The sequence below is a fragment of the Maribacter sp. MMG018 genome, from assembly GCF_018100785.1.
Classification (GTDB): domain Bacteria; phylum Bacteroidota; class Bacteroidia; order Flavobacteriales; family Flavobacteriaceae; genus Maribacter.
Genome location: NZ_JAGJEC010000001.1, coordinates 891,108 through 913,836 on the forward strand (window position 1 = coordinate 891,108; position 22,729 = coordinate 913,836).

General features: G+C 38.8%; 22 protein-coding genes. 13 read left to right on the forward strand and 9 right to left on the reverse strand.

The window, feature by feature from the left end; translation table 11 throughout:
- Positions 1-4: 4 nt before the first annotated feature.
- Positions 5-739 (reverse strand): LytTR family DNA-binding domain-containing protein, encoded by a 735-nt coding sequence (locus J8L85_RS03900; protein ID WP_211014739.1) that lies wholly within the window; start codon positions 737-739, stop codon positions 5-7.
- A 336-nt stretch (positions 740-1,075) separates the two neighbouring features.
- Here J8L85_RS03900 and J8L85_RS03905 point away from each other — a divergent pair, with 336 nt between their 5' ends.
- From J8L85_RS03905 to J8L85_RS03915, 3 genes are all read left to right on the forward strand, one after another.
- Positions 1,076-1,231, forward strand: coding sequence for a hypothetical protein (locus J8L85_RS03905; protein ID WP_211014741.1), 156 nt, complete (start codon positions 1,076-1,078; stop codon positions 1,229-1,231).
- A 52-nt stretch (positions 1,232-1,283) separates the two neighbouring features.
- Positions 1,284-1,787 (forward strand): hypothetical protein, encoded by a 504-nt coding sequence (locus J8L85_RS03910; protein ID WP_211014743.1) that lies wholly within the window; start codon positions 1,284-1,286, stop codon positions 1,785-1,787.
- Positions 1,788-2,651: 864 nt separating this feature from the next.
- Positions 2,652-3,008, forward strand: a complete 357-nt coding sequence (locus tag J8L85_RS03915) for a hypothetical protein (protein WP_211014745.1) — start codon at positions 2,652-2,654, stop codon at positions 3,006-3,008.
- Positions 3,009-3,457: 449 nt separating this feature from the next.
- Here J8L85_RS03915 and J8L85_RS03920 read toward each other — a convergent pair whose 3' ends face one another.
- From J8L85_RS03920 to J8L85_RS03930, 3 genes are all read right to left on the reverse strand, one after another.
- Entirely contained in the window at positions 3,458-4,375 is a 918-nt protein-coding gene (locus J8L85_RS03920; protein ID WP_211014747.1) for a TIM barrel protein, read from the reverse strand.
- 112 nt (positions 4,376-4,487) lie between these two features.
- A complete protein-coding gene (locus tag J8L85_RS03925; protein WP_211014749.1) occupies positions 4,488-5,135 on the reverse strand; it encodes a gluconate 2-dehydrogenase subunit 3 family protein in 648 nt (215 codons plus the stop codon).
- Positions 5,135-6,847, reverse strand: coding sequence for a GMC family oxidoreductase (locus J8L85_RS03930; RefSeq protein ID WP_211014751.1), 1,713 nt, complete (start codon positions 6,845-6,847; stop codon positions 5,135-5,137). Before J8L85_RS03930 ends, J8L85_RS03925 begins: the two co-directional genes overlap by 1 nt.
- Before the next feature lie 176 nt (positions 6,848-7,023).
- Here J8L85_RS03930 and J8L85_RS03935 point away from each other — a divergent pair, with 176 nt between their 5' ends.
- From J8L85_RS03935 to J8L85_RS03950, 4 genes are read left to right on the forward strand one after another with little or no spacing between them, the layout of a single operon-like run.
- Complete coding sequence (locus J8L85_RS03935; RefSeq protein WP_211014753.1) at positions 7,024-8,016, forward strand: sugar phosphate isomerase/epimerase family protein; 993 nt, start codon at positions 7,024-7,026, stop codon at positions 8,014-8,016.
- Between the two features lie 17 nt (positions 8,017-8,033).
- The gene (locus tag J8L85_RS03940) at positions 8,034-8,477 is read left to right on the forward strand and encodes a DinB family protein (protein ID WP_211014755.1); all 444 of its coding nucleotides are present in this window, start codon (positions 8,034-8,036) and stop codon (positions 8,475-8,477) included.
- 7 nt (positions 8,478-8,484) lie between these two features.
- Positions 8,485-9,714 carry an MFS transporter gene (locus J8L85_RS03945; protein WP_211014757.1) on the forward strand — a complete coding sequence of 410 codons (1,230 nt, stop codon included), beginning with the start codon at positions 8,485-8,487 and terminating at the stop codon, positions 9,712-9,714.
- 49 nt (positions 9,715-9,763) lie between these two features.
- Positions 9,764-10,903 (forward strand): Gfo/Idh/MocA family oxidoreductase, encoded by a 1,140-nt coding sequence (locus J8L85_RS03950; protein ID WP_211014759.1) that lies wholly within the window; start codon positions 9,764-9,766, stop codon positions 10,901-10,903.
- A gap of 54 nt (positions 10,904-10,957) precedes the next feature.
- On the opposite strand, the gene J8L85_RS03955 is transcribed toward J8L85_RS03950, so the two are convergent.
- The gene (locus J8L85_RS03955) at positions 10,958-11,416 is read right to left on the reverse strand and encodes an ASCH domain-containing protein (RefSeq protein WP_211014762.1); all 459 of its coding nucleotides are present in this window, start codon (positions 11,414-11,416) and stop codon (positions 10,958-10,960) included.
- Positions 11,417-11,528: 112 nt separating this feature from the next.
- Positions 11,529-13,232 (reverse strand): GMC family oxidoreductase, encoded by a 1,704-nt coding sequence (locus tag J8L85_RS03960; RefSeq protein WP_211014764.1) that lies wholly within the window; start codon positions 13,230-13,232, stop codon positions 11,529-11,531.
- A 160-nt stretch (positions 13,233-13,392) separates the two neighbouring features.
- Here J8L85_RS03960 and J8L85_RS03965 point away from each other — a divergent pair, with 160 nt between their 5' ends.
- The 6 genes from J8L85_RS03965 to nadD are packed head-to-tail and all read left to right on the forward strand — an operon-like array spanning position 13,393 to position 18,203.
- Positions 13,393-14,445: a sugar phosphate isomerase/epimerase gene (locus tag J8L85_RS03965; RefSeq protein ID WP_211014765.1), complete on the forward strand. Its 1,053-nt coding sequence runs from the start codon at positions 13,393-13,395 to the stop codon at positions 14,443-14,445.
- Positions 14,446-14,460: 15 nt separating this feature from the next.
- Positions 14,461-15,216 (forward strand): DUF1080 domain-containing protein, encoded by a 756-nt coding sequence (locus tag J8L85_RS03970; RefSeq protein WP_211014767.1) that lies wholly within the window; start codon positions 14,461-14,463, stop codon positions 15,214-15,216.
- Positions 15,217-15,245: 29 nt separating this feature from the next.
- Positions 15,246-16,067, forward strand: coding sequence for a DUF1080 domain-containing protein (locus tag J8L85_RS03975; protein WP_211014769.1), 822 nt, complete (start codon positions 15,246-15,248; stop codon positions 16,065-16,067).
- A gap of 56 nt (positions 16,068-16,123) precedes the next feature.
- Positions 16,124-16,981 (forward strand): YicC/YloC family endoribonuclease, encoded by an 858-nt coding sequence (locus tag J8L85_RS03980; RefSeq protein ID WP_211014771.1) that lies wholly within the window; start codon positions 16,124-16,126, stop codon positions 16,979-16,981.
- Positions 16,981-17,568 carry a guanylate kinase gene (gene gmk / locus J8L85_RS03985; protein ID WP_211014773.1) on the forward strand — a complete coding sequence of 196 codons (588 nt, stop codon included), beginning with the start codon at positions 16,981-16,983 and terminating at the stop codon, positions 17,566-17,568. The genes J8L85_RS03980 and gmk overlap by 1 nt, the downstream gene beginning before the upstream one ends.
- A 50-nt stretch (positions 17,569-17,618) precedes the next feature.
- Positions 17,619-18,203 carry a nicotinate (nicotinamide) nucleotide adenylyltransferase gene (gene nadD / locus J8L85_RS03990; protein WP_211014775.1) on the forward strand — a complete coding sequence of 195 codons (585 nt, stop codon included), beginning with the start codon at positions 17,619-17,621 and terminating at the stop codon, positions 18,201-18,203.
- A 1-nt stretch (position 18,204) separates the two neighbouring features.
- Here nadD and J8L85_RS03995 read toward each other — a convergent pair whose 3' ends face one another.
- From J8L85_RS03995 to J8L85_RS04005, 3 genes are all read right to left on the reverse strand, one after another.
- On the reverse strand, positions 18,205-18,927 hold the full coding sequence (locus J8L85_RS03995; protein ID WP_211014777.1) for a DUF6503 family protein: 723 nt from the start codon (positions 18,925-18,927) through the stop codon (positions 18,205-18,207).
- A 53-nt stretch (positions 18,928-18,980) separates the two neighbouring features.
- Positions 18,981-21,287: an inorganic phosphate transporter gene (locus J8L85_RS04000; RefSeq protein ID WP_211014779.1), complete on the reverse strand. Its 2,307-nt coding sequence runs from the start codon at positions 21,285-21,287 to the stop codon at positions 18,981-18,983.
- 72 nt (positions 21,288-21,359) lie between these two features.
- Entirely contained in the window at positions 21,360-22,562 is a 1,203-nt protein-coding gene (locus J8L85_RS04005) for a porin (RefSeq protein WP_211014781.1), read from the reverse strand.
- Positions 22,563-22,729 lie beyond the last annotated feature (167 nt).

Here is a 22,729-nt window from a genome sequence, read left to right on the forward strand (position 1 = left end):
TTTCTCATAATAAATCTAAAAAGTCCGATTTCTTTTGTCTTGAAACAGGAATTTTATGGTTAGATTTTAAGACGACATAGCCATCTGTCTTAAGAAATTCTTTGATCTTATTGAGGTTAATGATGTAAGAATTATGGATTCTGAAAAAGGAATCATCGGGGAGTATCGTATTTACTTCTTTTAGTTTTTTTGTCAATACTATTTTTTGGCCGTCCGTTAGAAAAATAGTACTATAGTTTCCATCCGATTCCGCGTAAAGTATTTCATCGCTTTCAAGAAAAAGAAGTTTTCCGTCGGTGTTAAGGGTAATTCTTTTGTTTACCGAGCGAGAGTTGAAGTTTATAAGGATCTGCTCTAATTTTTCTGCGGTAAAATTTTTGGCATTGAACTTTTTGATCTTTACAATAGTGTCTTTAAGATCATCGGTATCTATGGGTTTTAGTAAATAATCAATGGCTTCGTTCTTCAATGCTTTGATCGCGTACTGGTTGTAAGCGGTTGTGATGACAACCGGAAAATTTTTGTTCGTCAGTTTTTGTATGAATTGAAACCCGTCCATTGTGGGCATCTCAATATCTAAAAACAAGCAATCTGGGGTGTTGATTTCTAGATACTCCAGTGCTTCGAACGGATTGGTGAAGGAAGCGGTCACATTTATTTCTTCACTGAAATTTGTGAGTTCCCAAGAAAGGCTCTGTAAGGCCTTTATTTCATCATCAACTATAACTGCTTCTAACATAGACATATGAATGTTGTACAATAAGGGAAGTTAAACAAAATTAAAGTTTACCAATTAGCGAAATATGATTTTTGTATCAATGGAAGCTAATCAAGTATAATCGGTATTAAATATATATAATGTTGTATAAATATAATAAAATCAGATTCTTATAAGAAAAGTAGCACAAGGTGATGAGTTTTTCCGTCTGTTTGTTTTTGGGTTTCTCCGTTTACACAAAAAAAACAGCAGATTATACATGTTAGTATTTACGATTTGATTCTTGCTTTAATTTAGGGGTAAATAATTTTCAATAAACAAAGCATACATGTGTTAGGTCTGTAATTAATTATGATTATGAAAAGATGTTTGATAATGTTCGTGGTTTTTTTGTTTTTGGTAATTATAGCGGCCAAGTTGGAAAGTAGAAATAATAAAGAGCCCTATAAAGGTGAAATTGTTATGGAAACTATAAATGTAAAGGGGTCTTATGACCATAAAAAAATAAGATAATAATCTCGATAAAGTGATGTACCAATTTTTTATTAAAACTACAAAGTTTGTTGTGTTGGGATTATTGCCTTTTTTGCTTATTTCCAATTCAGGGAAGGAAATTGGGTTGGTGGACTTGGAATACGATAAAACCTATTTGTCGGAAAGCGACCTGAAAGCGTATGTTGCATATCCATCTAAAGTGGAGTACCATACGAATCATGAAAAATTGAACGAAGGTGGGTTTTACAATACGTTAATGTTGAGCTTTGGGGATATAAAGGATAGTTCAAAGGCGACTATGGAATTTTTAATTTCTGAAAAAGGGGAATCCAAAGAACTGTCCAAGGGTATTTATCCAATAAATGAGATAGAAGGGTTTATAAATAATTTTGACGGAGTTTTTGGAGTGGCCAATGTAAATAAGCTCGGAGAGAAGCCATTTTTTGCCAAAAAAGGGTTTATACAAATCAATGAATTGAATATTAAAGGTGTTAAAGGATATATGGACGTAACACTGGTAAATGAGATAGGAATGACCATCAGGGTTACAGACAACTTTGATACCTATAAATAATGTACGGCCCAAAGAATATATACATATTCTGGCCAATGTTTTGAGCGCCAAAAAAGTAGCATTGACAGGTAACTGTTAAGTTGCAAGACTAATAAAAGGTTTCGGGGGAACTACCTTAATTAGCGCTTGGTGGGCATTTTCATTTATGAAGCATTGGGGGTCGTATTTTTTGCAATTACTTCTGTATTCTTAAGGCCAAGGCGATATGTCGCTTTGGCTTTTTTTAATAGGAATACTAAGTTCAGAGGCCGCATATGTTTTTGCCTTTCCATAGATGTTAATAATGGAATATATAACCTGTTCAGATGTTAAGGGTTAAGTCCTCTAAGAATGCGGTCTATAGATTATGAACGGAAAATAGATACATGTAAACACCTATTATTTTGTGAAGATGACAGATTAATGGTCTGTATTTTCTTTTCTAAACAATTTTTAGGGTTTTGGGTTTAACCACTTATGACAAGTGCCGTAAATAAAGGCATTTGTTATGGGTTAACTTGTGTTGGCCCTTGTCAAATAGCCCTCAATATTATGTTTTTTGATACTATAGATTGTTGATAAACAAGTTTTTATGTTTTTTGGCGCATTTGTGGCATGGTTGGTTACATACGTTGTACCTGTTTAGTGTATGGTTTCATAGTTTCGATTTGTAATCGAGAGAAAAATAAATTGAACAATTAAAGAATATGGAAATGGTGCAAAAAAAGATAGACAGTATGGCATTGGTTTTTTTAGTGATGATGATTATGGCCTTGGTAATGATATTAGCGGGCTTACCTAAGATCGGGTTTTACGGCCTATAAAAGAGTATAGTTAAGTGTAAAAAGAGATAAAGTTTTGTTTTAACCAATATTAAAATTTAGAATGATGAAAACCTTAAGAAAAAATCGAGTAAAAAAAGCTATAATGGTTTGCGGTGTATCGGCATTGATGCTTATGGGATGTGGCAAGGAAGATGCCATAAACCCATTAGGCGGTTGTTTTGGAGGTGCCGTGTGGACAGATAATATTTTAGATGAGTTGACAGAATGGGAGGCTGCGGCTCAGGCGTATTCCGATAACCCTACCGATGAAAATTGCAATAGATATAAAGAGGCCGCTAAGGACTATCTTGATTCTTTAAAGGGTATGGCCGATTGTGTACCTGGTACCAATAAGGCAGAATATGATCAAGCCATTAAAGAAGCAAAGGCAGAGGTTGACAGGGAAGGTTGTGATTAACATTGCACGACACTTTATGTAGTCGCATTACATTATACGGTGCTGCGCAATGATCTATTAAATGATGGAGTTATTTGTTAGTGTTTAATAAGGTCGTTAATATGGGTTAGGTTCCATAAAAATGTTTTTATGGGATTTAACCTGTTAACGACAGAATTCGTCTTTTTCGGTCTGCTAGTATAGTTTAGCTTCTTTTTATAATAATGATAACATATTTTGGAGGTACAAAATAGTGCCACGTATGCGATAAGTAGGTATAGATATGAGTACATATACCAAAGAAACGAAAAAGTAGTATAATTCTTACATTTTATATAGTGTTTTGTTGGTAAAAATCCTTTTTTTCGATGAAATACACCTTTTACCCAGCCTTGAATACCATAATAAAGGCGTATACAACAAGGCTAGGTTTTATAAAGTACCGGTTATTTTTGGCTTTTACCTTAAGTTTAAAGGAAGCTGTCTACATTTATATAGGCATCTATAACCGCCTGTTCTCCTTCTTTACCTGTTTTAGAATTACCGTGCTCCATACCTAGAACTCCTTCGAATCCTTTTTCGTAAATCCATTTGAGTACATTTTTGTAGTTGATCTCACCCGTTGTTGGTTCTTTGCGCCCAGGGTTGTCACCTATCTGTATGTATCCAATTTCGTCCCAAGTAAGATCCATGTTATGGATCAGGTGGCCTTCGGTCTTCTGCATATGGTATATATCGAACAAGATTTTACATGCGGGACTGTCAACTCCCTTGCATATCATATAGGTCTGGTCTGAATTTTGTAAGTACAGGTCGGGTGAATCGGAAAGGGGTTCCAATACCATGGTAAGGCCATGGGGTTCCAAGATTTCCGCGCCTCTTTTTAAGGCCTCGATAACATTGCCATCTTGTACACCAATGGGCAAACTTCTTTCAAACGCACCAGGTACAACGGTCATCCATTTGGCATTGACCCTTTTTGCAACTTCAACGGCACGTTTGCAGCCATCTAAGAATATATCAATATTTTCTTTTTTTCCAGCGGCCAAGGTATTGGCCATGTTGCCGCCTTTGTCAATTACAAAAACACCCATGGTCATTCCTCGTTTTGCAAGGGTTTCGCCAATTTTGGTCTGCATGGCAACATCTCTTTTCATCATTCCGTTATCCTCAAAGGCGGTAAAACCTTGGTCGGCCATAAAGTTAATCTGGTCAATGGGGTCTTTTCCGGCCAGCTCTTTGAACATGCCCAGATGAGGTGCATATTTTAAATTAAACTTATGGGGTTCTGATATCTTTCTGGTTTCATGGGCAAAGCTCAGTGCTCCCCCGAATGATAGGGCTCCTCCTGTAAGAGCAGATTTTTGAATAAAACTTCTTCTTTTCATATGGTTGTTGAATAAGAGGTTATTGGTTTTGTTTTTTGTGCAAAGCAAAAGAGTTAAAGGAGGTGATTACCTGCCTTTAACTCTTTATTGTACATGTGTTTATTATTCTTGTTTACAGAGACCAAGCTTTTCCTTGGGAAAGTTCTTGGGCATCTCCACAACCAATATATTCTCCTGGAACGGGAAGATAGGCCAAAACCTCTTCTCCTACATATTCAGAGGTTTTATACCCCCAAATTGTTAGGCCTCGTAGATTGTTTGCAAAGGCAAAACGAGCGGTTCCGTCATCTAATGTAGCAGATTTTCCTTCTGCTATCGCCTCATTATAGGTGGTTATGGATTCGAACATTTTGGCCTGATCATCTTTAGAAGTTTTAAGGGCACTTGCCAAGACAGGTTCTAGATCTTCAGGAGTAAGATCCTGTGCATTTTCTTTTCCAGAATCTTTTAACGCCTTGTCTATAAATTTGCCCATGGTCATTTTAAAGAAATCCTGATTTTCTTTTTCCATAACATCTTGGGAAAACTTGTCGATAAAAAGATCCACCTGTACCTCTGATGCTGAAAGCGTATCGGTCTTGGGGATGATGATATCCACCAGTTTGGTAATAACGCTGCCTTCGGCCTGCGTAAAAAATTCAGGCGTCCATTGGGCAACGGTTTCCCCCTTACAACTTTGCATGATACTTATAAGGGTAGGAGTCGCCACGGTATATCCCATGGCAAGTCCCATATTTTTGAGTGCTTTTCTTCTATCCATTATATATTTCCTTTTTTAAGTTCTTGAACTGCGTGGTTTGCCGCTCTAGCCGTAAAGGCCATATAGGTCAATGATGGGTTTACGCAGCTAGAAGAGGTCATAAACGATCCATCGGTAACATATACATTAGGTACATCGTGTAATTGATTATGTCCGTTTAGTACAGATGTTTTTCTGTCTCTACCCATTCTTGCAGTACCCATTTCATGAATTCCAAGACCAAGGCCAGTTGGTCCATCATGTCCTTTTACATCTTTGAATCCGGCTTTTTCCAACATTTCAACAGCAGATTCCTGCATGTCTTTACGCATGTTGAATTCGTTTTCTTGAAGATCTGCATCAAAAGTAACGGTAGGTAGGCCCCATTGATCAAGTTTGTCGTAATCAAGGGTGAATCGATTGTCTTGATAAGGGAGTACCTCACCAAACCCGCCAATACCCATTCGCCATCCTCCGGGCTTCAAAATATTCTCTTTCAGGTCTTTTCCATAGGCAAGCTCTGCAACCGTTTCTTCCCAGTTGCCCCTACTGGCACCTCCTTGGTAACCGAATCCACGTTTATAGTCTTTTCTGTTTGAAGAACCACCAAGGTTTCTAAATCTTGGAATATAGACACCATTCGGTCTTCTGCCTTTGTAATATTTGTCGTCATAGCCTTCAAATACACCACTGGCACCTACCCCTAAGTGGTGGTCCATGATGTTACGGCCCAATTGATCGGAATCGTTGCCCATACCATTAGGGAAACGGTCAGATCTTGATTGCATTAAGATAGATGTAGAGGCGATCGCAGAGGCGCAAAGGAAAATTACCTTGGCCTTGAACTCGTATTTTTCTTTGGTCACCCTATCTATTACTCTTACCCCCGTAGCTTTTTTAGTATCTGGGTCGTATATTACTTCATGTACTATAGAATCTGGTCTAAGGGTCATGTTTCCGGTAGCTTCCGCAGCCGGAAGTGTAGAGGAAAGACTACTGAAATAACCTCCAAAAGGACAACCTCTGATACATCTGTTTCTAAATTGACATTTTGTTCTTCCGTCGAAAGTTTTATCTCCCGTAATATGGGCTACTCGGCCCACGGTAACGGCTCGGTCATCAAAGGATTCCATTACCTTGTTCTTAAAGTGGTCTTCTACACAGTTCAGATCCATAGGCGGAAGAAAATCACTGTCCGGTAATTGAGGAAGATTAAGTGCTTCTCCACTAACCCCGATAAAATTTTCTACTTTGGAGTACCATGGGGCAATATCCTTATATCTAACGGGCCAGTCTACGGCAATGCCATCTCTTTGGTTTGCGGTAAAGTCGATATCGCTCCAACGATAACTTTGGCGACCCCATTGTAACGATCGTCCTCCAACGTGGTAACCGCGCATCCAATCGAAACGTCTTATTTCATTATAAGGATGTTCCAAATCGTTTACGAACCACATATGGCTGGCTTGGTTGGTCGTATAGCCGGTTCTGTGTTGTTTGGGCTGCTTCTCTATGATTTCTTTAGTAGCAACGCCACCGTTAGGAAAATCCCAAGGGTCTTTGTTGGCCGTGACATAATCATCGATATGCTTCACCATCCTTCCCCTTTCGAGAACAAGGGTCTTCAATCCGTTTTCACATAATTCTTTAGCGGCCCATCCTCCGCTAATACCTGTTCCGACAACAATCGCATCATACGATTCTTGTTCTTCGTTATAATAAAATTTGCTCATAGAAACTGTTTATTCCCTAAATTTATTAAATATTAAATTAATTCTATACATTTATTCTTTATTCTTCTTGCGAATATGACATCATTATAGATGTTTGTTGTGTTTAAAATTCATAGAAAAAGAAGGATAAATAAAATTAAATCAATTAGTTAACAAATAGAATAACCAGCGATTAAATGAAAAGAAGAAATTTTATTAGAAAGACCGCCGTTGCCGGTGTAGGGGTATCATTTTTGGGTACCTATGCATGTAAAGAGGCTAAAAAGGAAAATAAAAATGCCGTGGAAGCGGAAGGGGCCACTGAATTGGCCAAGCCGTTTTTTGAATTGTCATTGGCCCAATGGTCTATTCATAGAATGATCAGGGAAGAAGGCGTGGATCCATATACCTTTGCTGAAAAGGCTAAAAATTGGGGATTTACAGGGTTAGAATATGTTAGTCAATTATACAACCCCGAACTGTCGGACGCCAATTATTCTGAAGAAGCTATGGCCGCATTTGTAGAAAAATCCAATGCCGAAGCGAAAAAGCATGGAATGAAAAATGTTTTGATCATGATCGATGGGCAGGGGAATTTGGCTGTTAGTGATGAGGCAGAAAGAAACGAAACGGTAGAAAAACATAAAAAATGGGTAGATGCAGCTGCAGCGATGGGTTGCCACTCTATACGTGTAAACCTAAACGGTAGTAACGATCCCGAGGAATGGAAGAAGAATTCTGTTGACGGACTCACAAAACTAGCTACCTATGCAAAAGAAAAGAACATTAATATTTTGGTTGAAAATCATGGAGGTCTTTCTTCTAACGGGGCCTTGCATGCTGAGGTAATGGCGATGGTAGATATGGATAACTGCGGTACATTGCCCGATTTCGGTAATTTCTGTATCACAAGAAAACCCGATAGTTGGGACTGTGAGGTAATGTACGACAAATACAAAGGTGTTAAAGAGCTGATGCCGTATGCAAAGGCGGTAAGTGCTAAATCCAACGTTTTCGACGCAGAAGGCAACGAGGTAGAGATAGATTATGTTAAGATGTTGCAGATGGTGAAAGATGCCGGGTATACCGGTTTTATTGGTGTAGAATATGAAGGAAAAGAACTTAGCGAAGAAGAAGGCATAAAAGCTACACGTGATTTATTGTTAAAAGCGGCTAAAGCAGTTGTTTAGTAAAGCTTTGATTTGTTATGAAAGTATTCTTTAATGAATTGTTCGACTACAATTTTTATTGTAACAAGAAAATTATAGACGAGTGTGTTAAACTAGGTAAAGCTCCTGAAAAAAGTCAGGAGCTTTTTAGTCACATTCTAAACGCACATCATATATGGAACTCAAGAATTTTGGGAAAACCTTCGGAATATGATGTATGGCAAAAACATGACATTAAAGATTGGTCCGATATACATTATGAAAACCAAAGAAATTCATTTGAAATAACTACAAATGCAGATGAATTCGATAAACGTATCGACTATGAGAATTCTAAAGGTAGGCTGTTTACCAATACCTTACAGGACATGCTCTTTCATATTATAAATCATTCAACAGCCCATAGAGGGCAAATTTTAACAGATTTTAGAAACAATGGGGTCGACCCCATTGTTATGGATTATATTTTTTATAAAAGATAAATAGATTATGAGTATTGGAGTAAGAGCACAATTATGTGTTATGATGTTCTTGGAATTTTTTATATGGGGAGGTTGGTTCGTAACCCTTGGTACCTTTTTAGGTAATAATATACAGGCCTCGGACGGTGAAATCGCCTTGGCATTTTCTACACAATCATGGGGAGCTATTATAGCTCCTTTTATTATAGGTCTCATAGCCGATAGGTATTTTAATGCGGAAAGAATTTTGGGTGTTTTACACCTGTTGGGTGGCGTGTTATTATACCTTATGTACGGCACTGAATCTTTTAGTGTTTTTTATCCTTATGTATTGGGTTATATGATATTATATATGCCGACGCTGGCATTGGTGAATTCGGTTTCATTTAACCAAATGAACAATCCGGCCAAAGAGTTTTCTGTTATACGGGTCTTTGGTACCTTGGGATGGATAATCGCGGGCTTGCTGATCAGTTATTTGTTTAAATGGGATTCGGATGTCGGTATCTCCAACGGTCTTTTAAAGAACACCTTTTTAATGACTGCCATTGCTTCTTTGGTATTGGGCGTGTTTAGCTTTACATTGCCTAAAACACCACCTAGGGCAACAAGTTCCGAGAAATTGAACCTGCAGGAAATTTTAGGTTTGGATGCCTTAAAATTGTTTAAGGACAAGAATTTTCTTGTTTTCTTTATTTCTTCTGTGTTGATATGTATACCGCTGGCCTTCTATTACCAGAATGCCAACCCTTTCTTGGTGGAAATAGGAATGCAGAACCCCACAGGAAAAATGACGCTAGGGCAGATTTCCGAAATTCTATTCATGCTTTTGCTGCCTTACTTTTTTACCAAATTCGGATTTAAAAAAACCATAATGGTTGCCATGTTGGCCTGGGTGGTCCGGTATATTTTGTTTGCCTACGGTAATGTCGGAGAGCTTAGTTTTATGTTGTTGCTGGGTATTGCCCTGCATGGTATCTGTTATGACTTTTTCTTCGTTTCCGGTCAGATATACACAGATAGTAAGGCCGGAGAGAAATTTAAAAGTTCGGCCCAAGGGCTTATTACCTTGGCGACCTATGGCGTGGGGATGTTAATAGGATTTTGGATCGCCGGTAACATTTCAAATAGCTATTTGTTGAGTGATGGTACTCACGTTTGGGACATTATTTGGTTGTATCCGGCCGGTTTTGCATTTATAGTTTTGATTTTGTTTTTGCTTTTGTTCAAAAAAGAAAAAATAGACTATAAGTCTTAGAATTTTTATAAATTGAAAACTTGATAAAACTTAAAAATAAGATTACAACATGCCAAAGAAGATTAGATTAGGAATATTAGGAGGAGGAGGAGATTCCCTTATCGGGGTTTTACACAGGGTAGCTTCACAAATAAACGATAATTACCAGATAACGGGTGCGGTATTCAATCCTGATTATGAAAAGAATTTAGATTTTGCCAAAGAGATAGATGTTCCTTTAGATAGAATATATAAAGATTTTGATACCCTTGTAGAGGAAGAATTGAAATTGCCTGAAGATGAACGTATACAGGTGTGTTCTGTTCTTACGCCTAATTTTTTGCATTTTCCAATGGCCAAAAAATTGTTGGACAACGGTTTTCATGTGATTTGTGAAAAACCTATGACCACAACTTTGGAAGAGGCCAAGATTTTGTTGGAGGCCCAGCAAAAATCAGGTGCCGTCTTTGCCCTGACACATACTTATACAGGGTATCCTATGGTACGGCAGATGAGAGAAATGATAAAAGCCGGCGAAATTGGTAAGATCCATAAGGTAGATGCACGGTATTATCAAGGCTGGATAAACGAAATAATCCATGATAAGGACAAACGTAATTCTGTATGGCGCCTAGACCCCAAAAAGGCTGGTATTAGTTCTTGTATGGGTGATATTGGGGTACATGCCTTTAATATGGTAGAGTATACTACGGGGTTAAAAGTAAAATCTGTTCTTTGCGATTTTAATTACCTTTACGATGACAACCAAATGGATGTGGACGGTACCGTACTTATTAGAATGGGAGACCATGTAAAAGGGGTTATTCGTGGTAGCCAAGTCGCAACAGGAGAAGAAAATGGCCTTGCCATCGCTATTTATGGAGAAAAAGGAGCTTTTAGATGGGAGCAAGAAAATCCGAATTTCCTATATAAATTAAGTGATACCGAGCCGGTACAGATATACAAACCAGGGCATGCCTATAACTCTGAACTGTCATTGGACGGTACTAAGTTACCTGCAGGACACCCAGAAGGTATTTTTGATTCTATGGCCAATATTTACTTAGGCGCTGCACGTGCTATAAGGGGAGAAAAATACAATGATGGCGAGTTTCCGACCATTGTTGATGGTGTAAGGGGTATGGACTTTATTGTGTCTACCGTAGAATCCAATAAGAACGGTAATACATGGGTCGCCTTAGAAGACTAAGGTCGAACAAATAGTAAGTAATAAAAAAAGGGCGTTTAAACGCCCTTTTTTATTTTAAAATACCTTTTTAAATTCTTGGCAAACAATGATCATACTATCTCTTGGTTCGCGTCCAAAAGACCCTAGTTCTCTGGTGTAGTATTCCCAATGCACCTTTTTCCAATAGGCAAGACTTTTATCCCCTTCACCTTCTTTTTCGGCATATGATTCGTTAATACTAAAGTAAGGTCGTAATGTTACCGATGTTAATTGAATGATACATTGTGCTTCTCCCTCCCAATTTGTAATTACTATAAAGTCTCCTATTTTGGGCAATTTCTCTTTTCTATGCTGTATACCCAATAAAGAACTGGAAAAGGCCTTTTTAATACCTTTTTTCGTTAAATCGGCACAATTGTTGGCATCTTGTTCGTTATCATAAAAATGCATGGTCTTGGGGGCTTCGTGGAATGCATCTTCTAGATGTTTGTCCAAATAATCTCCCCACATGTTTCTTGCCGAAGTATTTTCCATAAAAGTTAGTGTTTACAACGAGTGTAATTTACTTTCAAAAGAAAGAAAATTCAAAACTTCCAATATAATTAAATCGATATTTTATAATCTAATAACGTTTTATCGTTTCTTTTTAAGAGAACTTACCTGTTTTTAACGCTTTGGCGGCATGGTTTGCAGCTCTGGCGGTAAATGCCATATAGGTCAATGATGGGTTTACACAACTAGAGGACGACATAAAGGCACCATCGGTAACATACACATTTGGTACTGTGTGTACTTGGTTGTGTTTGTTTACGATAGATGTTTTCGGGCTATGACCCATACGGGCACCTCCCATTTCATGAATTCCCAATCCTGGCCCAGAAGACTCTTCGTAAGGTTGAACATCTTTAAAACCGGCCGCTTTGAACATTTTTACGATTTCTTTTTTAATGTCTTTTCGCATGTTGTATTCGTTCTCCTTGAACTCTACATCAAAATCTAATTGGGGAAGGCCCCATTTGTCTTTTTCGGTTCTACTCAGCGTAACCCTATTATCATCATACGGTAAGAACTCTCCGAAACCGGTGACACCGATTTGCCATTTTCCAGGCCTTAAAATTTGCTCTTTTAAGCCTTGGCCGTAACCAAGTTCTGCCACCGATTCAGACCAATCTTGGCGACTTGCAGTACCTTGGTAACCAAAGCCCCTGAGGTATTCTTCTCTTTTTGTCTTTTCGTCGAGGTTTACAAATCGGGGAATATAGAAACCGTTGGCCCTTCGGCCTTTATAATATTTTTCTAAATAACCGTCAACTTTTGCCGTTGCCCCTAATTTATAATGATGGTCCATAATACCTCTTCCCAAGGCATCTGAATCATTGCCCAGACCATTTGGAAAACGTTCCGATTTTGATTGTAGCAAAATACCTACCGAAGCCATTGCAGATGCACATAGAAATATCACTTTTGCCTTAAACTCTAGTTTTTCATGTGTTTCTGCGTCTATTACCTTTACTCCTGTCGCTTTTTTGGTAGTGTCGTCGTAGATGACTTCATATACGATGGAGTTAGGTCTTAAGGTCATGTTTCCGGTGCGTTCCGCTGCTGGTAGCGTAGATGAGTTGCTGCTAAAATACCCCCCGAACGGACAACCTCTTGAGCATCTGTCACGGTTTTGGCAAGTTCCCCGGCCTTCTATATTTGCATTTGGATCCGTAATATGGGCCGTTCTTCCAATGGTGATCAACCGACCATCATCAAATTTCTCTGCAGTAATTTTTTTAAAGTCTTCCTCTACACAATTAAGTTTCATGGCAGGCATGTATTTGCCATCGGGCAACTGCTTAAGGCCAAGATTTTCGCCGCTAACCCCTATATATTCCTCTACCTTGTCGTACCATGGTGCAATGTCCTTATATCTAACGGGCCAATCTACCCCAATGGATTCTTTTTTGTTCGCTTCAAAATCGATATCGCTCCAACGATAACTTTGACGGCCCCAAGTAAGCGATCTACCACCGACTTGGTAACCGCGGATCCAATCAAAACGCTTGGTCTCTACATAAGGATGTTCTAGGTCGTTTACAAAAAAATGCTTGTTGTCATCTTTTGGCGCCCATAAAACACGGCTTTGTACGTGGTATTTTTTTTTGTCTTCTTTAGATAGTTCCCCTTTGTTGGGGTAATCCCAAGGGTCATCGTTCATGGTCGGATAATCTTTGATGTGGGTAACCATGGGTCCACGTTCCAATACGAGGGTCTTTAGTCCGTTTTCAGTAAGTTCTTTGGCTGCCCAACCTCCACTAATTCCTGTGCCAACCACAATGGCATCGTATATTTCATCCTGATTCATCCTTAAAATTTTATCTTTTTCTGATGGTATTTCCTATATTTATAAATTGTCGGCAAACAAATAAAGAAATACATAAATATTTCTCTAAATATAGTGTTTATTCACATATTTATAATTGGCAGATTAACAACAACATATAATAATAGATAGTAAATAAAGCATGAAAACAATTAAGGGACCGGGAGTATTTTTAGCACAATTTGTTGATAGCAAACCACCGTTCAATAGCTTGGACGGATTATGCAAATGGGCTTCGGATTTGGGATATAAGGGAATTCAAATTCCTACATGGGAAAGTTTTTTGATTGATTTGGACAAAGCTGCCGAGAGCCAAGTGTATTGCGATGAGCTAAAGGGCAAGATCAACTCTTATGGGCTGGAGATAACCGAATTGTCCACACATTTGCAAGGGCAATTGGTAGCGGTACATCCTGCATATGATTTAATGTTCGATTCTTTTGCCCCAAAAAATGTTCACAACAACCCTAAAGCAAGAACAGAATGGGCGGTAGAAACCGTTAAAAAGGCCGCAACGGCCAGTAGAAGACTGGGGTTGTCGTCACATGCTACTTTTTCAGGTTCTTTGTTGTGGCATACAATGCATCCATGGCCGCAAAGACCTGCCGGATTGGTAGAGATGGGCTTTGAGGAACTTGCCAAAAGATGGATGCCGATATTAAACCACTTTGATAAGGAAGGTGTAGATGTTTGTTACGAGATACACCCAGGAGAGGACTTGCACGACGGTGATACTTTTGAACGCTTTTTAGAGGCTACAAATAACCATAAAAGAGTAAATATACTCTATGATCCAAGTCATTTTGTATTACAACAATTAGATTATATAGAGTATATAGATTTCTATCACGAGTTTATAAAGTCTTTCCATGTCAAGGATTCCGAATTTAACCCTACGGGAAAAAAAGGAGCTTTCGGAGGATACAACGATTGGGGCAACCGTGCCGGTCGTTACCGTTCTTTGGGTGATGGACAAATAGATTTTAAAACCATCTTTTCCAAATTAACCCAATATGGTTGTGATGTATGGGCGGTTATGGAATGGGAATGTTGTATAAAAAGTCCGGAACAAGGTGCTAGGGAAGGAGCTGTCTTTATTAAAGATCACATCATAGAGGCTACCGAAAAGACCTTTGATGATTTTGCCGGTGCTGAAATAGACAAAGAGATGCTTAAAAAAATGTTGGGAATTTAATCAAATCATAGATACATGAAAAACGTAGTAATGGCAGCCATGCTAACCCTCTTGGTAATTGGTTGTAAGGAAAAACAAAAAGAGACGAGCACAGAGAAAGCGGAAGAAGTGGTTTCTGAACAAAAAATGCCGTCCGCCGAAGGGGAATGGACCATGATTTTTGATGGCAAATCGTTTAATGGTTGGCATGAGTATCTAAAAGATGGTGTTTCTGAAAACTGGAAGATCGAGGATGGTGCCATGGTTTTTTATCCTCCAAAGGAGCGAAAGGATGGAGAGCAATTTAATTTAGTCTCCGATACTGAATATACAGATTTTGTGCTTTCGTTGGATTGGCGCATTTCAGACGCAGGAAACAGTGGTGTAATGTGGGGCGTTAAAGAATCTCCCGATTTGTCGCAACCTTATTTAACAGGACCCGAAATTCAGGTGTTGGACAACGATAAACATCCAGATGGAAAGAATGGAACCAGCCATCAGGCAGGCGCCTTGTACGATATGGTGCCGCCTTCAAAAGATGTTACCAAACCTGTTGGTGAATGGAATACGATGGTCTTTACCGTTAATCATAAAACTAATGAAGGTAACGTTGTCTTAAATGGAGTTGAAATAGTTAAGTTTTCTGTGAACGACCCAGAATGGGGAGAAATGGTCTCAAAATCGAAATTTGCCGATTGGGAGCATTTTGCTAAATACACTACAGGAAAATTTGCCTTGCAAGACCATGGTAATGAAGTTGCTTTTAAGAATATAAAAGTAAAAGAACTGTAGACATCTGTTTTAAACCAAACCAACCGAACATGAAAAATAATTACATGGCTATCGTATTGATAGCATTATTACTTGCCTCTTGTCAAGAAAAAGTGAAAGAGGAGGTACAAGAAGAAAAAACAGAAGTGGAGAACAAGGTGATTGTGCATGAAGAGTATAGTGGCACAGAACCTACAAAGCCAGAAGAAACCGAGTTTTATGAGCCAAAGGTGCCCGTAGTACGCCCAACCTCCCAGAACGGAGCTCCAAGCGATGCCATAGTCCTATTCGATGGTACTGATCTGGACCAATGGATCTCTAGTGTAGATAGTACTGCTGCAAAATGGCATTTGAACGATGATGGTAGTATGACGGTGAACAATAAAACCGGTGACATTCAGACCAAACAGAATTTTGGCGATATTCAGTTACATATAGAGTGGAAGTCACCATTGCCGGTTCAAGGAGAAGGACAGCACAGGGCCAATAGCGGTGTCTTTTTAAATGGAATATACGAGGTTCAGGTGTTGGACCAAAATGATAATCCTACATATGTAAACGGACAGGTAGCCTCTATTTATAAGCAGCATGTGCCTTTGGCAATGGCATCGGTACCGACGGGTGAATGGAATACCTACGATATTATATACCATTCCCCTGAATTTAATGACAGGGGCGAAAAGATAAAGTCGGGTACTATTACCGTAATACATAATGGTGTTCTGGTACAGGATCATGTTGAGATAAAAGGTACCACCCCATATATAGGCTGGCCTAAGAACCCCGCACATGGCAAAGGACCATTGCGTTTACAGGATCACAGGGACGATAGTCGTGTAAGTTATCGAAATATATGGGTAAGAGAGTTGTAAGACACACCCTGTAAAAGGCAAAACAATTACCTTTGCTAGAAATCTAAATTCAACTTATGATTCAATCCATGACTGGATTCGGGAAGTACGTAGTTCAACTTCCTACTAAAAAAATTACGGTAGAAATAAAATCGCTCAACAGTAAGAGTATAGATTTAAATGCACGTATGCCATCAGCTTATCGTGAAAAGGAACTTGAGATAAGAAAACGTATTGCCAATTCGCTACAAAGGGGCAAAGTTGATTTTAACCTTTATATAGAGATTACCGGTGACGACACTTCTGCGCAAGTGAATGAAAGTGTGGTAAGGCAATATATGGATCAATTAAAGTCTATTGCCGACGGTACCGACATTCAGCTTATGGAGATGGCCCTGCGCTTGCCAGATGCCATGCGAACCGACAGGGAAGATATAGATGAACAAGAGTACGGGGCCATATTGGAAGCGCTGAACGGTGCCCTAGAGGAAATAAATAAATTTAGAACCGAAGAAGGCAATGTTCTAGAAAAGGATTTTCAGGAGAGAATACAGGTTTTAAAAAATCTATTGGAACAGGTCTTGGCAATGGACCCAGAACGCCAAGGTACTATTAGAGAACGTTTAGAAAGAGCCGTGCAGGACCTAAAAGTTGAGGTCGATGCCAATAGGTTTGAACAAGAACTTATCTATTATTTGGAGAAATACGACATTACCGAAGAAAAAGTACGTTTGGCCAATCATCTGGATTATTTTGAAAAAACACTGAAATCCAAAGATAGTAATGGTAAAAAATTAGGGTTTATTTCGCAGGAAATAGGTAGAGAGATCAATACTATAGGATCAAAGGCCAATTATGCGCCAATGCAACAATTAGTGGTTCAAATGAAAGATGAACTGGAAAAGATAAAAGAGCAAATGTTAAACGTACTGTAATGGAAGGAGGAAAACTCATTATTTTTTCGGCCCCTTCGGGAAGTGGTAAAACAACGATAGTACGTCATTTGCTCGGGATTCCGGAATTGAACTTGGCGTTTTCGGTTTCTGCAACCTCTAGACCTAGAAGAGGGAAGGAAAAGAACAAAGAACATTATTATTTCATGACCGTTTCAGAATTTAAAAATCATATAAAGAACGATGATTTTTTAGAATGGGAAGAAGTGTATCGCGATAATTTTTACGGAACCCTGAAGAGCGAGGTAGAACGTTTATGGGCTCAAGGAAAGAATGTGATATTCGATATTGATGTGGCTGGAGGTCTTCGTATAAAAAAGAAATTTCCAGAGAGAACGTTGGCTGTTTTTGTAAAGCCCCCAAGTGTAGACGAACTAAAGATCAGACTTAAAAAGAGAAGTACCGAGAGCGACGACAAAATAAATATGCGTATTGCAAAAGCATCGGTAGAATTGGCCACTGCACCCCAATTTGATAAGGTTATAAAGAATTACGATCTGGAAGTTGCATTAAAGGAAGCGGAAAAACTGGTGGCGGATTTTGTAGGGGCTGAAATTAGGGAGGACTAACAGGTAATATGGCCCTTTTTGATGTCAAAAGTATAATTGAGAATAGATAGATGAAAAAAGTAGGTCTTTACTTTGGTACTTTTAATCCTATTCATATTGGTCATTTAGTGATTTCGAACCATATGGTGGAGTTTTCGGAACTGGATGAGGTTTGGTTCGTGGTAACGCCCCAAAGTCCTTTTAAGACCAAGAAAACGCTTCTAGATAACCATCATCGCTATCAAATGGTGTTGGAGGCCACAGAAGATTATCCAAAATTGAAACCTAGCAATATAGAGTTCAATCTACCACAGCCCAACTACACCATAAATACCTTGGTTCATTTGGCAGAGAAATACCCGACAGGATATCAGTTTTGCCTTATTATGGGAGAAGACAACCTAAAGGGTTTTCATAAATGGAAAAATTATGAGACCATATTGGAGGACTATGAAATATATGTCTATCCTAGAATATCAAAAGGTCAAATAGAGCATCAATTTAAAGAACATCCATCTATACATCGGGTAAACGCCCCTATTATGGAAATATCTTCCACTTTTATAAGAAGAGAGCATAAGAACGGTAAAAATGTAAGGCCCCTATTGCCATTTGCGGTATGGAAATATATGGATGAAATGAACTTTTACCGTTGATCTAATTTAGTTCCGAAACTTTTGTAAGGGTATCAGTGCCAAGGTACTTGTCATCATTGTTATAATACCACGAACGTACTTTTGGCATTTTTATGTCATTGATATCGGTGGTTCCCTTTAACAAGATGTATTCTCCGTCGTTTTTAGATTCATCATGGTAAAATTGGTATACTTCCATGGCATAGGTGCTGGGGTCAAAATAAAAGTACCACGTATCTTTTCCGACGTTTTCATCGTATTTTACCTTTAACACCAAATATTCTTTTCCCTTAAATGATTTTTTAACCACTTTCTTGTCTATGATGGTTCCCGGGTTTTTTAATTTCATGGGTAAGCCATATAGGTACGTGTAGTAATTTTTCATCATTTCCGCCCTTTCGCAGGTAAGGTTCAATTCTTTTATGTCGGTTTGGTCAATTTCTGTGCTTCCATTCAGTTTTATAGTGCAATCCCCATTGTTTAATTCGGATTCTATGACGTTGCCGTCCTTTGAAACGATCGACTTAAAGAAGTTGGCCGGAAAATTGATCTGTACCTCGGTTTTTCTTAAACTGCTGTTAGGGGTCTCCATTTCAATAAACAGTTTGCCTTTAAAAGCAGGCCAATTATTATTGGGGTCGTGAAAAGAAATGGCTTTCTCTAGAAGTTGATCGCCGGTAAGCTCTTGGCCAAATGCGGCAATATTTAAAATGAGGGCCAGAGATAAAAAAAAGTACCTTGTCATATCGTTGTTTTATACGGACAAGGTACTTATAATTTTGGAGTTATGGGAGACTCTTATTTTTGGTGTTGCTCTGAAATGGTTGCGGGTTCTACAGAGCTATCATGTTCGTCATGGTACTGTTGTAGCAAGTTCATGGTCGAGGTCATTAAATCTTTTGTTTCAAGAAGTAACGAGAAATATAAGGTAGTGTTTTTAGGACTGGATTCCTCTGTACGTGTTCTTGCCACTTGGGTCTTTATTTTATCCGACACCATATCGAACAGTTCTTGTTTTTGTTCCAAGACCTTGCCGATTTCCTCAAATGACTGATTGGCAAATGCCGTTTGTGTCTGGTTTAAGATATCCTCAAGCTTAAGGTCAATCTCCTTCAATTCCTTGATTTGGTTGTATTTAAGCTTTTTGTGGTTGTTGTTTACATGTTTGTGGCTCACTTTTCCGATGTATTCCAAAGATTGGGCTATATCTGTCAAATAACCAAGAACATTAATGTAAAAGTTACTTGCGCCAACACTGTTTTCATCAAGGTTTTTTATGAAATAGAAAATATGATCGCGTAAATCATCGATTTCGTTCGACAGTTTTTCTCCTTGTTTCTTATTTTTCTTCAATAAGTTGACATCTTGCTTGGCAAGTCCGTTGATAGAGTTTTTGTATATTTTATTTGTTCTTTTAAGAACATTGGAGATATTGTCGGCACTTTCTAGTATCACACCTTGTATAGAGCTGCTTTCCGCTCTGTTCAGCGAATCTTCCTCACGTAGTTCCTTACTTTTTTTGTTGTGCGATATATAACTTCTTACCAATAACAAGATCGCTGCGAACAAAAGAATTGCTATGGCGGCACCTTTACCAAAACTGATCAAAGTGAGTATAATACCAGAGGCTACAAAAGCGATAATGGCCGTTCCGAACCACCCTCCGATAACATTAAGTACACCTGCTACCCTATATACGGCACTTTCTGCACCCCAGGCCCTGTCGGAAAGTGAGGTACCCATGGCTACCATAAAGGTTACGTATGTAGTTGACAAGGGCAGTTTATAAGAGGTGGCAATAGAAATCAATATTCCCGCTACCATCAAGTTTACGGCGGCACGAACCATGTCAAAAGCCGGAAGATCCTTTAGGTCCTTCTTCGATACATTGTTAACAGGGGGCTTATTAAACTGTTGGTCAATTTTATTTTGCCAGCTTTTTGGTAATATATAACTGGTCATTTCCGACATGGCTATGGCCAACCTGACAAATCCCCTTGAAAGAAAATTAGGTTGAAAACGTTCTTTGGTGTCTTCTTGGCTAGAAAGGTCTATCGAAGTTTGTACCACTTTTTTTGCTTTACTGGAAAACAGCAAGGTTATGACCATGATCATACCTGCAATGAACAAGAGCAAAGTGGGGGTGGCCACCTTTTCTGCCAATATGCCCATACTAAATTCTGTAGCATCTACACCCGATGCGAGCCATGCTTCGTACGATTGCCATGCGGCGATAGGTACACCTATAAAATTCACCAAGTCGTTACCGGCGAAAGCAAGGGCCAAGGCAAAGGTACCAACACCGATTATTAATTTGTAAATGTTGGTTTTTGCAAATTTTATTAAAATAAATGATAGGGTGGACCATGCCAGGAAATTTAAAAGAACCACCAAAATTAGATTGTGCTGTAAGAATTCCTTAATGGTAACACCGCCGATGATATCAAAACTTTCATTGGCAAAAGACGTTCCTCCTATACCCTTTATCAATATAAAATAGGTGATTGCGGAAAGGGCAAATCCACCGAACAGGGCTCCTACCCAAGAGGCCTTTTTTTGAAAGTCATAGGATAACAGCAATCTTGAGACCCATTGAACAATGGCCCCAACGGTAAATGCCACTATGACCGAGAGTAGTATTCCGAATATTATCTGTATGGCCTTATCGTTGTTAATGTACTTTACTACATCTATAAAGTCGCCTTGGGCCGCTCCGATCTTGATCAATGACATGGCAACTGCCGCACCAAGTAGTTCAAATACGATAGATACCGTTGTTGAGGTCGGCATACCTACGGTATTAAAGAAATCCAACAACAAGATATCGGTAATCATTACCGCCATAAAAATGAACATAATCTCGTTGAAATAAAATTCACTGGGATTAAATATGCCTTTTCTCGCCACTTCCATCATTCCACTGGAAAAAATGGCCCCTGCGGCGATTCCAAAACTGGCGACAATCATTATGGTTCGAAACGAAATAGCTTTGGAGCCGATGGCGGAATTTAAAAAGTTTACCGCATCGTTACTGACGCCTACCACAAGATCTGCTATAGCCAAAATAGCTAAAGCGATAAGCATTAAAAAATAGATGTTATCCATAATCGATTGTTCTATCAATTTGCAAATATCATTATCGTTGGCCGCTGTAATGTTACCTTAAGGTTATATTTTTCAGAAATGAACCTCGAGTTGCAATCTGTACATTAAATTATTCTGACCAGTTTCTAAGGTTAGGTGGCTTAGGTCGGTCTGAACCTTTAACTTATGGCCTACCACGTATTTAGAAATTCCTAAGGTATATTGTGTTCTAGAATTATTTTCGTTAAGCTCTTGATCTAGTCTAATATTCGTATACCGAGCGGATACTTCCCAATCATTTTTAAGCAAATAACCGGTTTGCAGGTTTAGTCCGTCCCCGATCTGTACTTCATCTCCGGTAAGGGATCCGTCCGAATTTTTGGCAAAGGGGTCGTCGGCCGTTCTGTGCGCATATTCGCCCATGAAAGAAAAACCGTTGTATTTGAACATGGCATCAACGAAGATGGTGTTGATGTCGGTGGCAAAGAATCCCGTATCGTTCACCATATAAGAACCTTGGTTGCTTCTTGTCTTTACTGCGTTTTTGTTAATGTCGTAGGTGGCCGCAAGCATTAATTTTGGCTTTTTTTCACGTATAAGGTCGGCTCCTACGTAATCACCTTTGCCCAAGAAATTACCAAAAGGCAATAATTCTATTCGGGTCGTATATTGGTGGCCTCCAAGGTTACCACTGGTAATATTTCTTCCTTCCCCTTGGGAGACGGCGAATATTTCTCGAATCATAAATTTTTCTGAGATATTGAATTTATGTCTTAATTGAAACCCTATATCGCGATCTATATTAAAATTGCTGTTCAATAAAGAGCGATCTACCTGTTGTAAATTACCTGATGAAATAACGCGTTCTATATTTCCGGGCAGTTTTGCTTGGCCGAACCACAATACAAAATTCTTGTAAAAATTCCATTTTACTACGGCATCAAAAATATATCTAGGGGCATTCCCCGTAAATTCTGAAGCACCCGAAAGGTCTCTATTAGAAAGTCCGAGTTCTAGTTTATAAGTCAATTTTGGGGAATAAGCATATCCGTTAAACTTAAATCGAGCCCTTCTGATCAAAAAATTTTGTTCAGGATCCACTAAGCTATTACCACTCGTATTCCAATCGGCAACTGCTTGTATTTGCATTCTGGCCCCAACTTTCATGGTCCAAGAGCTATCTCTCCCCACAAGGTTCAGGAGGCCATTGCCAAAAGAGGGTGCATTGGTCTCTTGGCCTATTATGTAAAATGAATTACATAATAATACCGCAAGGCAAAGAAGATTGATTTTCATCAATTATTGGTTTTTGTCGAATGCAAAATACTCAAAACAAACATTAACTCGGTGCTCTTTGAAAGTTAATTGGTGTCAATACTATGAGTGTTAGGAACAATGATGTGCCTGAGAGAACTTTTAAGTCTGTATAATGTAGGCTTGTAGGGATACAAAAAAGCTACCTT

Excerpts from the sequence above, each read along its gene's own strand:
- J8L85_RS03900 (WP_211014739.1), bottom strand. The coding sequence starts at position 739 with ATGTTAGAAGCAGTTATAGTTGATGATGAAATAAAGGCCTTACAGAGC.
- J8L85_RS03905 (WP_211014741.1), top strand. The coding sequence starts at position 1,076 with ATGAAAAGATGTTTGATAATGTTCGTGGTTTTTTTGTTTTTGGTAATT.
- J8L85_RS03915 (WP_211014745.1), top strand. The coding sequence starts at position 2,652 with ATGATGAAAACCTTAAGAAAAAATCGAGTAAAAAAAGCTATAATGGTT.
- J8L85_RS03920 (WP_211014747.1), bottom strand. The coding sequence starts at position 4,375 with ATGAAAAGAAGAAGTTTTATTCAAAAATCTGCTCTTACAGGAGGAGCC.
- J8L85_RS03925 (WP_211014749.1), bottom strand. The coding sequence starts at position 5,135 with ATGGATAGAAGAAAAGCACTCAAAAATATGGGACTTGCCATGGGATAT.
- J8L85_RS03930 (WP_211014751.1), bottom strand. The coding sequence starts at position 6,847 with ATGAGCAAATTTTATTATAACGAAGAACAAGAATCGTATGATGCGATT.
- J8L85_RS03935 (WP_211014753.1), top strand. The coding sequence starts at position 7,024 with ATGAAAAGAAGAAATTTTATTAGAAAGACCGCCGTTGCCGGTGTAGGG.
- J8L85_RS03940 (WP_211014755.1), top strand. The coding sequence starts at position 8,034 with ATGAAAGTATTCTTTAATGAATTGTTCGACTACAATTTTTATTGTAAC.
- J8L85_RS03945 (WP_211014757.1), top strand. The coding sequence starts at position 8,485 with ATGAGTATTGGAGTAAGAGCACAATTATGTGTTATGATGTTCTTGGAA.
- J8L85_RS03950 (WP_211014759.1), top strand. The coding sequence starts at position 9,764 with ATGCCAAAGAAGATTAGATTAGGAATATTAGGAGGAGGAGGAGATTCC.
- J8L85_RS03955 (WP_211014762.1), bottom strand. The coding sequence starts at position 11,416 with ATGGAAAATACTTCGGCAAGAAACATGTGGGGAGATTATTTGGACAAA.
- J8L85_RS03960 (WP_211014764.1), bottom strand. The coding sequence starts at position 13,232 with ATGAATCAGGATGAAATATACGATGCCATTGTGGTTGGCACAGGAATT.
- J8L85_RS03965 (WP_211014765.1), top strand. The coding sequence starts at position 13,393 with ATGAAAACAATTAAGGGACCGGGAGTATTTTTAGCACAATTTGTTGAT.
- J8L85_RS03970 (WP_211014767.1), top strand. The coding sequence starts at position 14,461 with ATGAAAAACGTAGTAATGGCAGCCATGCTAACCCTCTTGGTAATTGGT.
- J8L85_RS03975 (WP_211014769.1), top strand. The coding sequence starts at position 15,246 with ATGAAAAATAATTACATGGCTATCGTATTGATAGCATTATTACTTGCC.
- J8L85_RS03980 (WP_211014771.1), top strand. The coding sequence starts at position 16,124 with ATGATTCAATCCATGACTGGATTCGGGAAGTACGTAGTTCAACTTCCT.
- gmk (WP_211014773.1), top strand. The coding sequence starts at position 16,981 with ATGGAAGGAGGAAAACTCATTATTTTTTCGGCCCCTTCGGGAAGTGGT.
- nadD (WP_211014775.1), top strand. The coding sequence starts at position 17,619 with ATGAAAAAAGTAGGTCTTTACTTTGGTACTTTTAATCCTATTCATATT.
- J8L85_RS03995 (WP_211014777.1), bottom strand. The coding sequence starts at position 18,927 with ATGACAAGGTACTTTTTTTTATCTCTGGCCCTCATTTTAAATATTGCC.
- J8L85_RS04000 (WP_211014779.1), bottom strand. The coding sequence starts at position 21,287 with ATGGATAACATCTATTTTTTAATGCTTATCGCTTTAGCTATTTTGGCT.
- J8L85_RS04005 (WP_211014781.1), bottom strand. The coding sequence starts at position 22,562 with ATGAAAATCAATCTTCTTTGCCTTGCGGTATTATTATGTAATTCATTT.